This is a genomic window from Ciceribacter sp. RN22 (genome assembly GCF_024054295.1).
GTDB lineage: Bacteria > Pseudomonadota > Alphaproteobacteria > Rhizobiales > Rhizobiaceae > Allorhizobium > Allorhizobium lividum.
In genome coordinates, this window is the sequence record NZ_JAMXLD010000002.1 from 236,687 (window position 1) to 253,092 (window position 16,406).

The 16,406-nt window shown below is 60.9% G+C and carries 14 protein-coding genes and 1 pseudogene; 8 read left to right on the forward strand and 7 right to left on the reverse strand.

Features of this window, described 5'->3' with window-relative positions:
• Window positions 1-71: 71 nt before the first annotated feature.
• Together NHF53_RS16245 and NHF53_RS16250 are read right to left on the reverse strand one after the other, a co-directional pair.
• Window positions 72-815 carry an SDR family oxidoreductase gene (locus NHF53_RS16245; protein ID WP_114363395.1) on the reverse strand — a complete coding sequence of 248 codons (744 nt, stop codon included), beginning with the start codon at window positions 813-815 and terminating at the stop codon, window positions 72-74.
• A 30-nt stretch (window positions 816-845) separates the two neighbouring features.
• On the reverse strand, window positions 846-1,241 hold the full coding sequence (locus tag NHF53_RS16250; RefSeq protein WP_252835178.1) for a cupin domain-containing protein: 396 nt from the start codon (window positions 1,239-1,241) through the stop codon (window positions 846-848).
• Between the two features lie 106 nt (window positions 1,242-1,347).
• On the opposite strand from NHF53_RS16250, the gene NHF53_RS16255 reads away from it, so the two are divergent.
• On the forward strand, window positions 1,348-2,241 hold the full coding sequence (locus NHF53_RS16255; RefSeq protein ID WP_252835179.1) for a LysR family transcriptional regulator: 894 nt from the start codon (window positions 1,348-1,350) through the stop codon (window positions 2,239-2,241).
• 284 nt (window positions 2,242-2,525) lie between these two features.
• Here the strand turns inward: NHF53_RS16255 and NHF53_RS16260 are convergent, their stop codons facing one another.
• A complete protein-coding gene (locus tag NHF53_RS16260) occupies window positions 2,526-3,059 on the reverse strand; it encodes a helix-turn-helix domain-containing protein (protein WP_308218670.1) in 534 nt (177 codons plus the stop codon).
• Between NHF53_RS16260 and NHF53_RS16265 the strand changes: the two genes are divergently transcribed.
• The 7 genes and pseudogenes from NHF53_RS16265 to NHF53_RS24325 all read left to right on the forward strand — a co-directional run.
• Window positions 3,044-3,895, forward strand: a complete 852-nt coding sequence (locus NHF53_RS16265; RefSeq protein ID WP_252835180.1) for an alpha/beta fold hydrolase — start codon at window positions 3,044-3,046, stop codon at window positions 3,893-3,895. The two genes, NHF53_RS16260 and NHF53_RS16265, sit on opposite strands and share 16 nt — an antisense overlap.
• Window positions 3,896-4,369: 474 nt before the next feature.
• Window positions 4,370-4,627: a DUF4212 domain-containing protein gene (locus NHF53_RS16270; RefSeq protein WP_114363391.1), complete on the forward strand. Its 258-nt coding sequence runs from the start codon at window positions 4,370-4,372 to the stop codon at window positions 4,625-4,627.
• A 14-nt stretch (window positions 4,628-4,641) separates the two neighbouring features.
• Window positions 4,642-6,408, forward strand: a complete 1,767-nt coding sequence (locus NHF53_RS16275) for a sodium:solute symporter family protein (RefSeq protein WP_252835181.1) — start codon at window positions 4,642-4,644, stop codon at window positions 6,406-6,408.
• Between the two features lie 91 nt (window positions 6,409-6,499).
• The gene (locus tag NHF53_RS16280; protein ID WP_252835182.1) at window positions 6,500-8,326 is read left to right on the forward strand and encodes a DUF294 nucleotidyltransferase-like domain-containing protein; all 1,827 of its coding nucleotides are present in this window, start codon (window positions 6,500-6,502) and stop codon (window positions 8,324-8,326) included.
• Between the two features lie 13 nt (window positions 8,327-8,339).
• Complete coding sequence (locus NHF53_RS16285; protein WP_252835183.1) at window positions 8,340-8,864, forward strand: hypothetical protein; 525 nt, start codon at window positions 8,340-8,342, stop codon at window positions 8,862-8,864.
• A gap of 1,453 nt (window positions 8,865-10,317) precedes the next feature.
• Window positions 10,318-10,938: a PolC-type DNA polymerase III gene (locus NHF53_RS24320; RefSeq protein ID WP_374591249.1), complete on the forward strand. Its 621-nt coding sequence runs from the start codon at window positions 10,318-10,320 to the stop codon at window positions 10,936-10,938.
• Window positions 10,934-11,127: pseudogene (locus NHF53_RS24325) on the forward strand (peptide ABC transporter ATP-binding protein); the annotation flags it as partial. The gene NHF53_RS24320 and the pseudogene NHF53_RS24325, both read left to right, overlap by 5 nt.
• A gap of 133 nt (window positions 11,128-11,260) precedes the next feature.
• On the opposite strand, the gene NHF53_RS16300 reads toward NHF53_RS24325, so the two are convergent.
• Genes NHF53_RS16300 through NHF53_RS16315 form a run of 4 tightly spaced genes read right to left on the reverse strand, consistent with a single transcriptional unit; the run spans window position 11,261 to window position 16,327 of the window.
• Window positions 11,261-12,349, reverse strand: coding sequence for an ABC transporter ATP-binding protein (locus NHF53_RS16300; RefSeq protein ID WP_252835184.1), 1,089 nt, complete (start codon window positions 12,347-12,349; stop codon window positions 11,261-11,263).
• Between the two features lie 9 nt (window positions 12,350-12,358).
• Window positions 12,359-14,605 carry a glycoside hydrolase family 2 protein gene (locus NHF53_RS16305; protein ID WP_252835185.1) on the reverse strand — a complete coding sequence of 749 codons (2,247 nt, stop codon included), beginning with the start codon at window positions 14,603-14,605 and terminating at the stop codon, window positions 12,359-12,361.
• 13 nt (window positions 14,606-14,618) lie between these two features.
• Window positions 14,619-15,434, reverse strand: a complete 816-nt coding sequence (locus tag NHF53_RS16310) for a carbohydrate ABC transporter permease (protein WP_252835186.1) — start codon at window positions 15,432-15,434, stop codon at window positions 14,619-14,621.
• A complete protein-coding gene (locus tag NHF53_RS16315) occupies window positions 15,431-16,327 on the reverse strand; it encodes a carbohydrate ABC transporter permease (RefSeq protein WP_252835187.1) in 897 nt (298 codons plus the stop codon). Before NHF53_RS16315 ends, NHF53_RS16310 begins: the two co-directional genes overlap by 4 nt.
• Window positions 16,328-16,406 lie beyond the last annotated feature (79 nt).

Here is a 16,406-nt window from a genome sequence, read left to right on the forward strand (position 1 = left end):
GAAGGCGCGTAGCCGCTCGCGCCGAGACGTACGACCCCGCTTGACGCCGGGCCGCCGCTCAGGGCCGATGTTTACCAGGGCTGCTTGGCGGGCCCGACGGTGAATTCGTTGACCGTGGTGTCTTCCGGCATGTCGACGGCGAAGGAGACGACATTCGCAATGCGTTCCGGCGAAATGCCGAATGCGGCGTAAAGACCGGCCATGCCCTGTGCTGCACCTTCATCGGTAATGGTGTCGAGCAGTTCGGTGTTGATCGCAGCCGGATAGAGAGTCGCGGTGCGGATGTTGGTGCCTTCCATAGCCGATTCCATGCGCAGGCATTCCATGAAGTCGCGAACGAACCACTTCGTGCCACCGTAAACGGCCGTGCCCGGATAAGCCTTGATGCCGGCAACCGAAGATACGGCGATTACCTGACCGGATTTCTGCGCGGTGAAGATCGGCATGACAGCAGCAACACCGTTCAGAACGCCGTTGATGTTGACGTCGACCATCTGCTTCCATTCGTTCGTCTTGAGTGCCGAAACGTTGGAAACCGGCATGATGCCGGCGTTGAGAAAGATCACGTCGACCTTGCCGTAGGTGTCCTTGGCAAGCTTGACGATCGCATCGTTACTTTCGGGCCTGGTGACGTCGAGAGCAGCATAGATGGCTTCGCCGCCCGCAGCCTTGATGTCGTCTGCAATCTTTTTCAGCTTGTCCTCACGCCGTGCGCCCAGAATAACCTTGGCGCCCCTGGAAGCCAGTTCTTTGGCGGTCGCTTCGCCAATACCCGACGACGCACCGGTGATGATGACGACTTTATCTTTGATCACGGTCAGTTCTCCTTTTTTGCTTTTCGCTGTTCAGGCGGCGTATTGCTCGTCCGTCACCTTTTCCATCCAGTCGACAGCCTTGCCGTTTTGGACTTCCTGGATGGCCGTGTGGGTCATCGCCGTGCGAGGTGCTGCGCCATGCCAGTGCTTTTCACCTGGCGCAAACCACACCACGTCGCCAACCCTGATTTCCTCGATTGGGCCGCCCCAGCGCTGCACGCGCCCGACGCCAGATGTCACAATGAGCGTCTGGCCGAGCGGATGCGTGTGCCAGGCTGTGCGCGCGTTCGGCTGAAACGTGACGCTTGCTCCCTGTGCACGTTCCTTGTCGAACGGATTGAAGAGCATTTCGACCTGGACCGACCCGGTGAACCAGTCGGTCGGGCCGGGGCCGGCCGGGCGGCTTTCTGCGCGAGTGATTTCCATGTGATGCGTCCTTCCCTCGGATGCCTTGTGTGCTGGCAAGATAAGGGCGGATGCGCTATTCGATTAGGCGCTATAAACTGGATGAACTATTGAGCAGGATTTCATAGTGGCGCGTGACGAGTTCAGCGAACTGAGGGCGTTTATCGCTGTTGCCAATGACAGCAGCTTCACCAAGGCGGCCGCCAAGCTGGGTGTCTCGACGTCAGCGCTCAGTCATACGATCCGCGGGCTCGAAGAGCGGCTTGGCCTTCGGCTTCTCACGCGGACGACCCGCAGCGTGTCGACGACCGAGGCGGGCGAGCGGCTCTATCGATCAGTCGCAACGCATTTCGATCAGATCCGCACGGAAATCGACGCCTTGAGCGAATTGCGCGACAAGCCGTCCGGCACGATCCGCATCAGTTCCGCAATCCACGCGATGGAAATGGTCCTGCGGCCAAAACTGGCGACGTTTCTGACCGAATTTCCCGACATCAGTGTCGAGGTATCCATCAACGACGGATTTATCGATATCGTGGGCGAACATTTCGACGCCGGCGTCAGGCTGGGCGAGTCGATCAGCAAGGATATGATTGCGGTCCGCATCGGCCCGGATTGGAGGTTCATTGTTGTTGGCACGCCCGACTATTTTGCACGTCGGTCACCGCCAGAGCACCCCGGCGATTTGACCAATCATCAATGCATCAACCTGCGCATGGCGTCTGCCGGTGGTCTCTATGCATGGGAATTCGAGAAAGATGGACGAGAGTTAGAGATCAGGGTCGCAGGACAAGCCATTTTCGACAGCATTTTTCCCGTGCTGCATGCTGCCGTCGACAACCTCGGGCTCGCCTATGTCCCGGAAGACCTCGCGCGTCCCTATATCGACGACGGCCGATTGCAGGTGGTCCTGAATGACTGGTGTCCTGTCGTGCAGGGCTATCACCTTTATTACCCCAACCGACGGCTGGCCTCGCCTGCCTTTGCCATGTTCCTGGAGGCAATGCGATATCGGCCGTAGTTTGCGAGCGGCGGCTTTCCGGAGTTCTAGCGGCAGCGTCGAATGGCCGGAATGGAGGCGCTAAGTAGATAAGCTGCTGCAGGGCCGGATGTTGACAGTCTGGTTTCGGCGCAATTGCCTCCAGATCAGTCGACGCTCCATGAAACAGACAATCCTCATGGGGAGAAGCCTTTTTCCGCTACATGCGGCCATCCGTCCACACCGCCTGGCGCGCGATCCTTGCTCGGCGTGCCACAAGGCCTTGTCATCCCGAACCTCGGGTTTCGAAGCGTCGCACTCGGGCGTCACGCCGCGTTTTCCAGAACCGTTTCGAAGTCCGGCTCTACATGTTGAACGTGTTTCTGTCCCCATTCGCACATCGCGCGAATGACCGGCATCAGTTCTCGACCCGTTTCGGTCAGCGAATACTCAACTCTTGGAGGAACCTCGGGATAGACCTCCCGGTGCACGATCCCATCTGCTTCAAGCTCGCGGAGCTGGTTCGTCAGCATGCGTTGTGTACATCCGGGCAGGCTACGGAGCAGCTCGTTGAAACGTCGCGTACGGACGAGCAGTCGCAGAATGATCAATCCCTTCCATTTGCCGCCGATCTTGTTCAGCGCAGCCTCGACCGGGCAGTGCTCCGGGTCCTGGTGTCGCGCTTTACGCGATCCGGCAGTTCCCATTTTCGCCATGTTTTCTCCAATAGAGTAATTTTTGACACTATAAGTGATATTTGTGCGTACTTGCAAATTACTCCCTTTGCAAACATTTTCCTCGAGCTGATCGGCGCCGGACGCCTCACTACGAAGGAGAAAGAAAAATGCTTCGAAATACAATTTTAGCGGCTGCCGCTACCGCGTTGTTTGCGGCCCCCGCCACAGGCGGGGATTCTCCCATTCTAGGACATGAGCTGTTTGGCTCGGGTCCGGAGAAGGTGATCGTTTTTCACGACTGGATGAGCGATGCTACCAATTACGACACAGTGCGTCCCTGGCTCGACACCGGAACCTATACCTACGCGTTCGTGGAAGTGCGGGGCTACGGAGCGTCAAAAGGATTGACGGGGAACTATACCTCCGATGAAATCGCCGGCGACACGCTCCGGCTCGCCGAACATCTAGGATGGGAGAAATTCCATCTTGTTGGCCATTCCATGAACGGAATGGCGGGTTTCAAAACCCTGCTCCTCGATTGGCACGGCGCTCACAGGATCAAGAGCTATGTCGCGGTCACTCCTGTGACGCCTGACGGCTATCCCGCCAGCGACGAGGAAAGAGCGTTCCTCGCGGCGGCAATTACAGACGATGAGACCGCACGCAATGCCTTCGGCGCGCTGACCAATGGCAAGCTGAACGGCGCCTGGGCTGCCAGGAAGACAAATCTCAGCCGCGCATCGTCGCGTCCGCAAGCCTTACGAGGCTATTACGCGATGTGGCTCGATGAGGACTTCTCTGCGGAACTTGCTGCAGCCAACGTCGACACGCCCGTGCTCGTTATCGGAGGGCGCAACGATCTGCCGGGCTTCCAGGAGGCCTACTACTCAAAGACGCTCGCAAAGTGGCTGCCCAACATCCATTTCGAGTACATCGACAATGCTGGCCACTATCCGATGCAGGAGACTCCTGTGCTTTTCGCAACGCTCGTCGAAGCGCACCTGAACGCAAACAAATAGCCGTCCAACAAAACCGGGGCGCGACCGATGAATCGAACCGGTCGCGCTTCATCAATCTGGCGCTGCACAACCTATGTTCTTCGGATCTTGGGACAGCGTCCATGTACCAAGTAACGGCTATGCCACAAGCTGGGCGGTGTGGACGGATTACCGCATGTAGCGGAAAGGGATTCTCCCCATGAGGATTGTCTGATTCATGGAGTGTCGACGAAACACGGGGCTATTCATACAATCGGCGGCAAACTGTTCAAACATGCCAAGCCGGCTCTGCCGACCTACCACGTAAGACTTTGGTCTTACGACCAATCGTGGGCTTGGAAGTTCCCTTTGGCAGGCTAGTCTGACCATGCTGCGGGGGAGTCCGTATTACTGAGGAGCGGTTATACGGCCGACGACACCATGCTCGTCCGGTCCTGCGGCGTGGTGGAGGAGTTCAGGCATCGTTGATGTCTGAAAGCAGAGGGAGGATCATTCATGACGGACAAGTCGTCCAATGCCTACTGGGCAGCGAATATTCGCATTATCTACATATGTCTGGCTATCTGGGCGATCGTATCTTACGGATTCGGCATCCTGCTGCGTCCCATGCTGTCCGGTATAGCCGTCGGCGGCACTGACCTTGGTTTCTGGTTCGCCCAGCAAGGTTCGATCGTCGTCTTTATCGCGCTGATTTTCTATTACGCGATGTACATGAACAAGATCGACCGCGAATTCGGCGTCGACGAGCAGTAAGGCGGACATTCCATATGGAACAGTATACCCTTAATCTTTTGATTGTGGGCGCCTCCTTTGCGCTCTACATCGGTATCGCAATCTGGAGCCGCGCCGGCTCCACTGCTGAATTCTACGCCGCAAACCGCGGCGTTCATCCCGTGCTGAACGGCATGGCGACGGCTGCGGACTGGATGTCTGCGGCTTCGTTCATCTCCATGGCTGGCCTGATCGCCGGCGTTGGATATGCCAACTCCACCTACCTGATGGGCTGGACCGGCGGCTACGTGCTGCTCGCACTGCTGCTGGCGCCTTACCTGCGCAAGTTCGGCAAGTATACCGTGCCGCAATTCATCGGCGACCGTTTCTACAGCCAGAGCGCGCGACTTGTCGCGGTCATCTGCCTGATCATCATCTCGACAACCTATGTTATCGGCCAGATGACCGGCGCCGGCGTCGCATTCTCGCGCTTTCTTGAAGTCGAGGCCTCGACCGGTCTATGGATCGCCGCGGCTGTCGTCTTCGCCTATGCGGTTCTCGGCGGCATGAAGGGCATCACCTACACGCAGGTTGCCCAGTATGTCGTGCTGATCATCGCCTACACGATCCCTGCCATCTTTATCTCGATGCAACTGACGGGCAATCCGTTGCCATGGCTCGGCCTGTTCTCGACGCATACCGAATCGGGCCTGCCGCTGCTGCAGAAGCTTGACCAGGTCGTCACCGACCTCGGTTTCAACGCCTATACCGCACAGGGCTCCATGCTGAACATGACCCTGTTCACCCTGTCGCTGATGATCGGTACCGCCGGTCTGCCGCACGTCATCATCCGCTTCTTCACTGTTCCCAAGGTCTCCGACGCACGCTGGTCGGCTGGCTGGGCGCTGGTCTTCATTGCGCTGCTCTACCTGACGGCTCCGGCTGTCGGCGCCATGGCACGCCTGAACATCATCAACACCATCTTCCCCAACGGTCCGAAGGCCGAGGCTGTCCTCTATGAACAGCGCCCCGACTGGATGAAGACCTGGGAAGTCACAGGTCTGCTGAAGTTCGAGGACAAGAACGGCGACGGTCGGATACAGTATTACAACGACAAGGCTGAAGGCTTTGCCGCCCAGGCGGCTGAGCGTGGCTGGTCTGGCAATGAGCTGACCATCAACAACGACATCCTGGTTCTTGCCAACCCGGAAATCGCGCAGCTTCCGGGCTGGGTCATCGGTCTCATCGCAGCTGGCGGTCTTGCAGCCGCTCTGTCGACGGCAGCGGGTCTTCTGCTGGCCATCTCGTCGTCGATCAGCCACGACCTGATCAAGGACTGGCTCGTTCCGGGCATTTCGGAAAAGAACGAGCTCATGGTCGCTCGTGTCGCCATGGCCGGCGCGATCTTGGTCGCAACCTTGCTGGGCCTCCACCCGCCGGGCTTCGCCGCCCAGACCGTGGCCTTGGCCTTCGGCCTTGCCGCAGCGAGCATCTTCCCGGTTCTGATGATGGGCATCTTCTCGAAGCGCATCAACTCGGCCGGCGCGACCATCGGCATGCTCGTCGGCTTGATCGTGACCTGCCTCTATCTGTTCACCTATCTCGGCTGGTTCTTCATCGCCGGCACGAACATGCTGGAGAACGTACCTGCCAACTACCTGTTCGGCATCCCGCCGGCGGCCTTTGGTCCGATCGGTGCACTGCTGAACTTTGCGGCGGCCTACATCGTGTCGATGATGACCGCAGCACCGCCGGCTCACGTACAGGAACTGGTGGAATCGATCCGCGTGCCGCGTGGCGCGGGTCAGGCAACCGGTCACTGAGATCGCATAGACAAATGAACGGGCGGCGAAAGCCGCCCGTTCACCTTCCTCAACCAAGGTTCGACCGCACGACCGGTCCGTTGGGGTCCTGATGGCTGCAGCCACCTCTGATATCCTGAAGTTTCTCGAGACCGTTCACCCCTACGACAGCCTGCCGCGCGCGGAACTGGAGCGTGTCGCCGGATGTTTCGTCTGCAAGAAGTTGACAGCCGGTACGGAAGTGTATGCCCACGGTGAGCTGCTACCCGGCCTTTTCCTGGTGATGGACGGCAGCGTCGAGGTAAGGGATTCGTCCGGCACCGTCATCTCGCAGCTTTCCGCCCGCAATTCCTTCGGTGAGCGTGGACTGATGGTCGATGGGCTCGCCGTGACCAGCGCGCGGGCGCTGACAGATCTTCTCTTGCTGATCCTGCCGGCGCACGAATTCAAGCGGTTGATGAGCGAGCAGCCGGTCTACGCCCGGTTCTTCACCCGCGGTCGGGTCGCCGACGTCAGGCGTAGCGAAATGACGCTGCGCAAGATCGGCGACCTCATGTCCAAGCCGGTGCTCGTCTGTTCTCCTGGAGACAGTGTCCGTCAAGCCGCCGAACTCATGCGGGACCGGAAGGTCTCGAGCCTCGGAGTGGTGGAGAAGGATCGTTTTGTCGGCCTCATCACCACCCGTGACCTCGCGTCGCGGGTCGTCGCCGAGGGCCTTGATCCAGCCACGACACCCGTCTCGGCCGTGATGACGCGGCAGCCGCTTGGGCTGACCGAAGATGCTCTCGGTTCGGATGTGCTCAATTTCATGCTGGAGCATGGCGTCGGACACTTGCCGGTGGTGGACAGCGACCATTTGGTGGGGATCGTCACGCAGACGGACCTGACCCGCTTTCAGGCGACGACGTCGGCTCTGATGATCGGCGAGATCGCCGCCGCCGAACACGTGTCCGAATTGCGCCAGATCACCGACCGCATTCCACAACTCTTGGTGCAGTTGGTCGGCGGGAACCAGGCGCATGAGGTGGTGACACGCCTCATTACGGATGTTGCGGACGCCGTGACCCGTCGTCTGATCGTGCTCGCCGAACGCGAGCTTGGTCCGCCGCCTGTGCCCTATCTCTGGCTTGCCTGCGGCAGCCAGGGGCGCCAAGAGCAGACGGGCGTCAGCGACCAGGACAACTGTATCTTCATCGACGACAGCTTCGTCGAGAGTCAGCGGCCGTGGTTTGAAAAGCTTGCCCGCCGGGTCAGCGACGGTCTCGATGCGTGCGGTTATGTCTATTGCCCCGGTGACATGATGGCGACCAATCCACGCTGGTGCCAGCCGGCGCATGTATGGCGGGGCTATTTCTTCGGCTGGGTCGAGGCCCCGGAACCCATGGCGCAGATGCTCGCCAGCGTCATGTTTGACTTGAGACCCATAGCTGGCACGGGAACGCTGTTCCGCGATCTGCAGGCGGAGGTTCTCGATAAGGCCAGTCGCAATTCGATCTTCGTCGCTCATATGGTCAGCAATTCCCTCAAGCACGCGCCCCCCCTCGGCCTTCTGCGTGGCTTTGCGACGATCCGCAGTGGGGATCATCGCAACCATATCGACATGAAGCACAACGGCGTCGTGCCGGTCGTCGATCTGGGGCGGGTCTACAGCCTCATGGGGCGGTTACCGCCGGTCAATACGCGTGCTAGGCTGCTGGCGGCCGAGGCAAGCGGCGTGATCTCCAGTGCGGGTGCACGCGACTTGATTGCCGCCTATGATCTGATTGCCGAAATGAGGCTGCGTAATCAGAAGAACCAGGTAAAGGCGGGGCTCAAACCGGACAACTATCTCGCTCCTTACGACTACGGAGACTTCGAGCGCTCCCATCTGCGGGATGCGTTCGTCGTTGTCAGAACAATGCAATCGGCGCTCGCCAACAGCGGACGAGCGCCCGCATAAAGGATTAGATGTCGTGTTTTTCGAGTTGATTGCGGCTGTCGTGGCAGGTGTGGCCGTGGCTGGTGTTGCAATGGGGTTGCGATGGATCAGCCGTGGCCTCCTGCCGAAATGGATCGTGCCTGCGGCGGCGGGGCTCGGCATGCTGAGTTATGCGATCTGGAGCGAGTACAGCTGGTTCGAGCGGAATGTGGCAACGCAGCCCGCCGGAGTGATCGTCGCCTGGAACAATGAGCAACGCTCTTTCTGGAGGCCGTGGTCCTACTATCGTCCGGTGGTTACGCGATACAGCGCCGTCGACACGAGAACCGTGCAGCGCCATCCCGGCCTGCCCGATCAGGTGATGGTCGATCTCTTGCTCGCGGCACGCTGGCAACCGACTGCGCGGATCAAGGTCCTGTTTGACTGCGCCGGCGGCCGGCGAGCGGATCTCATGGGCAAGGATGTTGAGGTTGCCGAAGACGGCACGATCAGCGGAGTGACCTGGACGGACCTGCCGCCTGGCGATCAACTTCTGGACATCGCCTGCAAACGGAGTTGATACAGCAGTGATCATGAGAATCGGACTGCGCGGTCGCATCCTTCTCTTCTTCGTCGCCATCGCCCTCGGCTCGATTGCGGCGCTCGGGATCGGCCTGTGGTTCGGATATCACCGGCAGGGCAGTCCCGATATGCTCAATGCCTTTGTTCAGGGCGCGGTGGTCGCCGTCTTTGGCATCATTGCGCTCGTTGCCGGCGTCTGGTTCCTGTTCGATACCTATCTGGCGCGTCCCATGGAGCAACTGGCCTGGGCCCTGCGCGTGCGCGCGCATGCGGATGTGGCGGACGAGATTGACGCGGCTCAGGCCCGGTATCTGGGTGATCTGGCTGAGGCCGCGGCCTCGGCTACGGCGACGCTTTCGGAGAGCCGCAATTCACTTGCCGAGACGGTGGCGCGGGAAACGGCCCGACTTGCTTCGGACAAGAACAAGCTAGAACACCTATTGTCCGATGTGCCGCCCGCTGTGCTCCTGTGCACCGGTCGGCATCACATCGTCTTCTATAACAGTGTGGCCCATCGGATGTTGTCCGGGCCGAAGACCCCTGTCTGTCTCGGAAAGAACCTCTTCGATTATCTGAACGATGGCGCCATTCGCCAGGTGCATCAGCGTCTGCTCGAGTCGGCGCTGCCGGGCTCCATCGTTGAGTTCGTCTGCAGCAGCCCATGCGGCTCCAGGCGCCTGGCCGGGCGGATGCGGCTTGCCCACGACAATGGCGGGGATGCCGCGGCCTATGTCATGACGCTGCGCGATGTAACGGGAGAGGTCGAAGCCTACGCACGGCGCGACGTCTTGCTGAGCGAGATCTTCGAGCGTGTTCGCCCGACCGTCAGCACGCTCGCGGCTCGAATTGGGGCCGACGACGACGGAACACTTTCGCTGGCAGCGATGAAGGATGAAGTTGAGCAGCTTGATGCGATCCTTGCCGATCTCGCGAGCCGGTTCGACAGCTGTCGTGCCGACGGCTGGCCAATGGCTCCGGTCGACGCCCGCGAACTGGCGGCGAGCCTTCGCAGGCTACTGTCATCTGAAGATATTTCTCTTGATGTTGAGGCAAGCGCGCTTGCGGTCCGCTGCAATGCCTTCGACATGGTCTCGCTGCTTGCCCATATCGCCCAGAAGGTAGCGGCTGAGGCCAATGCTGAGGATCTTCAGCTGGTAATCCGCGCGGTTGGCGATGCAGCCGAGATCCGTCTTGGCTGGCGGGGGCGAGCGCTCGCCGAGACCGAGCTGGAGCGTTGGCTGGCCGAACCGGTAGATGGCAGCCCGGGCGGGCTCTCGGCAAATGCGATCCTGGCCGCGCATGCGACGACGCTTGCACCGGGGGGGGAGGAAGAAAATGCTTCGGTCAGCGTCTTCCTGCGACCGATCCGGCAGCTCGAAGCGACCCCCGCCGACACGCCCTTCTCGGTGGTCTATGATTTCGGTCTGCTGTCGCGCGCGCAGGCGGAGCGGATGGCAGAGTCGCGCCTCGACGATCTGGCCTACGTTGTCTTCGATACCGAGACGACCGGTCTCTTCCCAGAACGCGGCGACGAGATTGTCCAAATTGCCGCCGTGCGGATTGTCAACGGGAAGCGCGTGCCTGGCGAGACCCTCGATCTGCTCGTCAACCCTGGACGCTCCATCCCGCGGGCGTCTTCGGCCATTCATGGCGTGACCGATGCCATGGTCGTCGGTGCAGCAAGCGTGCAGGAAGTGGTCGAGCGATTTCACACTTTCGCCCAGGGCGCCGTGATCGTCGCACACAATGCGCCCTTCGACATGGCCTTTCTTTGGCGACGGGAAGCGGAACTTGGCATCCGGTTCGTCAATCCGATCCTCGACACTGTGCTATTGTCCGCGGCCGTCTTCGGGCTCAGCGAAAATCATACGCTTGACGATCTGGTGAACCGGCTCGGAGTCGACTTACCCCAGAACCAGCGTCATACGGCAATGGGCGACACCTTGGCCACGGCAGAGGTTTTCATCAAACTGAAGCAAGTCCTCCAGGCCCGGGGGATCGAGCGTCTCAATGAGGTCCTGACAGAGGTAAAACGTTATGACAGGCTCTTGCAGGGGGCGAGCCAGAGGTAGCGCTCGGCAACGCGTCGCGCTGACGCGCGCGTTGATTACCCGGCCGTCAATCTCGTCTGCGACGAGCTGGTGTCGGCAGTCGACGTGTCAGTCCAGGCACAGGTGGTCGATCTCTGTGGTCTGCAGGCAGACCTCGGCGTTGCGGTGCTCTCCATCAACCACGACTTCCGGCTCGTCCGCCAGATCAGCCATCTTGCCGGCCGGTCGATCGCCGCCGTGCGGACGGCGCGACGGCAATTCAGCAGGAAATGGCGGCGGAACGACCGCGGCCAACACGTCGCCCGCGGTGCCGGGTTTCTCAGTCGAGGGGCGGGAGTGAGGCCTACCGAATTCGCACCCCGGCGGCGTCGAAGAGGAAGCACTTGCCGAGCGCAAGTCCCACTGTCAGCTGGCTGCAGTCCTGTTCAAACCGAAATCCGTCCTGCTCGACGATGATGCGTTCGTCGGCCGAGAGATCGGCATAGATGTAGCTCGTATTGCCGAGATGCTCGGCCACGTCGACATCGATCGTCAGGTCGGCGTCGCCTTCGCCGGCGGGAAGGAAATGCTCCGGCCGGATGCCGAGGCTTACGTCGTCGCCGACAGCAACCCCGCCTGCGCCGACGGGAAGGTCGAGCCGCACATCGGGCCGGCTTGCAAGCGCAACGGTCACATGGCTGTCCTCGACTGCGGCGATCCGGCCTTTCAGGAAGTTCATCCGCGGGGAGCCGATGAAGCCGGCGACGAAGGTATTGGCCGGGTCGTCGTAGAGTTCGAGCGGCGCGCCCACCTGTTCGACCACTCCGGCCCGCAGGACGACGATCTTGTCTGCGAGTGTCATCGCCTCAACCTGGTCGTGGGTGACGTAGACGATAGTTGACTTCAGTGCCTTGTGCAGCTTGGCGATCTCGACGCGCATGTGCACGCGGAGTTCCGCGTCGAGGTTCGAGAGCGGCTCGTCGAAGAGGAAGACGTCCGGATGGCGGACGATGGCGCGACCGATCGCAACGCGCTGGCGCTGGCCGCCGGAGAGCGCCTTTGGTTTCCGCTCCATCAGGGGACCGAGCTCGAGGATGCGGGCCGCATCGTCGACGCGCCGGTCGATCTCCTGCCGGTCCATGCCCGCGAATTTCAGGGCAAAGCCCATGTTCTCACGCACCGTCATGTGCGGGTAGAGCGCGTAGGACTGGAAAACCATGGCGATGCCGCGCTTCGACGGATCGACGTCGTTCATCAAGGTGCTGCCGATGGTGAGTTCGCCGGAGGTGATGTCCTCGAGCCCGGCGATCATGCGCAGTAATGTCGACTTGCCGCAGCCCGAGGGGCCGACGAAGACGACGAATTCGCCCGCGCCGATCGTCAGGTCGACGCCCTTGATAATCTCCAGGGCGCCGAAGCGCTTGCGTATGTCGGTGAGGCGAACATCGGCCATGGCGGGACCTCAGCTGACAGTGAAGGTGACGGATTGAGGTGCAAAGCGGCGGCTCGCGACAACAAGTTCGATGCTGCCCTGCTCGTCGCCGGCCTCCACCCAGAACCCGGTGGCGCCGCCTTTCAGCGTATGGTCCGCGGGGCCGATGATACGGCCGGGGCCTGAAAGGGCAAGCGAGACCGGCTCCTCGAAATAGGGAAGCAGGTTGCCACACTGGTCGAGGGCGCGGACGACGACGCGCACCGCATCCTTTTCACCGGCGCGCAGCGCCGTGTCGTCCGCCTTGACGTCCAGTGTCGCAGGAACCGGATCTGCAGGCAGGACCAGCGTCTTTGCCACCTTGCCGTCGAGATAGCCGGTGATCGTTCCCTCGCGCCAGACGCGACCCCAGGAGCCGAATTCCTCCTGCGTGACGGTCCGCAGGTCGAGGACGACGGGCGGGTGCGGAAGGTGTGGGTAGTTTTCCTTGTCCGGATAGACGCGCTTTGCCGGCCATTCGCCGAACTTGACGTCGACATAGTCGCAATTGGTGAGGATGATCAGTGGCAGCACCCCGCCGATATTGCGCTCTCCGCGCGCCCAGAAGGTGACCGGCTGCAGCACGACGTCCTTTGCCGGGTCGCCCTGGCTCGCATAGGCATAGGCCGCCAGCTTCGGGATGCGGTACATGTCGAGGACGCCGTGATAGCAGATGCGGTCGCCCGAGCCGAAATCCTTATGGGTGTTGTAGTCGAACATGCACCAGCCGGTGGACCCGGAGATGTTGCCGTCACCCGCGGCTGCGTTGAGCACCAGGAGATGACGGGTCACGTGCTCGGCCTGGCGCTGCTCCTGGTCGAAGCGCTTGGTCGGATACATGTGGCCGTTATACTCAGTGATCATGTAGGGGATCGGCCGGGTGATACCGGTCGTCTCGACCCGGTCCCGCAACACGACACGCCCGCGATTGTTGCCGGGCAGCTCCTCGTTGCCGAGGATGAAGTCGTTCATCGTGTAGACGTCTTCGAGCAGCTCCGAATTGGTGATGAAGCGGACGCCGCCGGTTTGGCGCGTCGGGTCGAGTTCACGGGCGAGCCGGTTCGTCTCGGCGTAGAAGTCGTGGTTGTCCTGGCTCTCGTTGATGCGCACGCCCCAGATGATGATCGAGGGATGGTTCCAGTCGCGTTCGATCATGCGGCGGACGTTCTCGATCGATTCCTGCTGCCAGGCCTTGCCGCCGATATGCTGCCAACCGGGGATCTCCTCGAAGACGAGGAGGCCGATCTCGTCGCAGCGATCGAGGAACCACTTCGACTGCGGATAGTGCGAGGTGCGTACGATGTTGCAGGCGAGGTCGTGTTTCAGGATGTCGGCATCCTTCTCCTGGGCGCGCCGGCCCATGGCATAGCCCGTGTGCGGCCAGGACTGGTGGCGATTGAGCCCGCGCAGCTTCAGCGGCTTGTCGTTCAGCAAGAAACCGTCCGGTGTGAAGCGGGCGGTACGGAAGCCGAAGCGCTGTGTGAACGTGTCCTTGCCGTGCTCGGTCTCGAGCATCAGGGACAGTGTGTAGAGCGTCGGATTGTCGATGTCCCAGAGCGCGATGCCGGCGAGATCGGAGAAGGTGAGGAGCGCTTCTCTGCCGTCCAGTGCCACAGACGCAGACGCGATCTCGGTTCCGCTCCTGTCGGCGATTGTCGCGGTCAGGGTGCCGGAGAAGGTCCGGTCCTCCGGGTTGGCGAGGAAGGCGCGCGCGGTGACGCTCTTCTTGTCCGCGAGCGCATCCGGCGTCTCGATCTTGAGGTTCCCGATCGAGACGGGGCTTGCGACCTTCAGCCAGACGTCGCGATAGATGCCGGCATAGCAGAGATAGTCGATCTGGCCGCCGAAGGGCGGGATTTCCGGGTTCTCCGAACCGTCGACTTTGACGGTGATGAGGTTGTCGCCGCGCACGAGATGCGGCGTGAGCCGGGCCTCGAAGGGTGTGTAGCCGTCCTTGTGGGCGACGATCTCGTGTCCATTCAGGTAGACGACGCTGTCGGCCATGGCGGCATCGAAGACGAGCGAAACCTCGCGGCCCTCGAATTCCGGCCGCCAGGCAAGGACCTTCTGGTAGGTGAACGGCTTCTGGTATTCGGTCTCGTCGAAATAGTTGTACGGCAATTCGACGGCGCTGTGCGGCAGGCGAACGGTCTCGCCCTCCTGCAGGGCGGAGACGCGCGCCGGCTCGAAGCCGTGGCGAAAGAGCCAGTTGCCGTTGAAATTCTCGATAATGCGCATGGGATCCATATTCCTATTTCACTGAGCCCAGCATGCCCTGCACGAACTGGCGCTGCATGAGGAAGAAGATGATCAGGGTGGGAAGGGTGGCGAGGATCGTGCCGATCATGACCACGCCGTAGTCGGGGTAATAGGCGGAGGCGAGCGAGGAGACGACGAGCGTGATCGTCTTGGTTTCGTTCGACTGCAGCACGATCAGCGGCCACAGATAGCTGTTCCAGTTCGTCATGAAGACGATGACGAGGGCGGCCGCATAGGTGGAGCGCATCACCGGCACGTAGATGTAGAGGAAGATCTGCCATTCCTTGAGGCCATCCACCTTTGCCGCGTCGCGCAGCTCCGTCGGGAAGGCTTTGGTCGACTGGCGGAAATAGAAGATGATGAAGGCGGAGGCGACGGTCGGCAGCACGATCGCGATGTGCGTGTTGATGAGGCCTGTCTTCGCCATCATCATGAAAAGCGGGATCATCAGGGCCGCAAAGGGCACCATCAGCGTCAAGAGCACGAGCGAATAGATCCGGTCGCGCGCCTTGGACTTGAACATCTCGAAGCCGTAGCCGGCCAGCGACGAGACGATGATGGTGGAAAGCGTGGCGAGGACCGCCACCTTGGCCGAGTTCCAGAAGACGAGCGGCACGTCGACCAGCGTGAAGAAGTTCGCAACATTCGTCGCGAACGCGCCACCGAAACTCGTCTTGCCGCTGATGATGTCGATCGACGTGTTGGTCGCGCTGATCACCATCCAGAAGAATGGGAAGAGCGAGAGAAAGGCGGCGACGCCGAGAAAGACGTATTGCAGTGTGGCTGCACCGAGGCGCGGGGCGTTCATGAACGGTCCCTCGCGGCATAGAACTGCAGGAAGGAGAAGAGCGCCACCATGACGACGATGACGTAGGAGATCGTCGCCGCGTAGCCGAAGCTCGGCATGAAGCGGAAGGTGAGATTGTAGATGTAGAGCGAGAGCGTCAGCGTCGCGTTTGCGGGACTGCCGCGGCCTTCGGTCAGGTTGTAGACCTCGTCGAAGAGCTGGATCGTACCGATCGTCGAGATGATCGTCGTGAAGAGGATCACCGGTTTCAGCATCGGCACGGTGATGTAGACGAAGCGCGCCCAGGCCGGTACACCGTCGATCCGTGCGGCCTCGTAGATCGACCTGTCGATGTTCTGGAGGGCCGCGAGATAGAAGATCATGTTGTAGCCGGTCCAGCGCCAGGTGATGGCGAGGATCACGAGCACCTTTGCCCAGAAGGGCTCGGTGAGCCAGCCGATCGGTGCATCTGTCAGGTGAAGCGCCATCAGCGCCTGGTTCACCACCCCGTCGACGGAAAACATGCTCTTGAACAGCACGGAATAGGCAACCAGCGAGGCGACGCAGGGCAGGAAGATCGCGGTGCGGAAGAAGCCGATGAACTTCAGCCGGTCATTGTTGAGCACGGCGGCGAGCAGCAACGCCAGCACGATCATGATCGGCACCTGCACCGCGAAGAAGGTGATCGTGTTGGTGAGCGCCTGGAGGAAGACGGGGTCGTTCGAAAGGCGTACCACGTTTCCGAAGCCGGCAAACTTCATCATCATGCCCTTGCCGGAGAAGAAGGACAGGTAAAGCGAGCGCAGGATCGGATAGACGAGGAAAATCGAGATGAGCAGGATCGACGGTGCGATGAACAGCCAGCCGTTCAGATCGTGATAGCGCTTCAATCCGCCTGCTTTTCCGGCAGCCATGGGAAAACCTTCATCGCCAAAGACAAGGGCCGGAACATCCCTTCATGAGGAAAGGACGTTCCGGAAGGTGGGGCGGAGT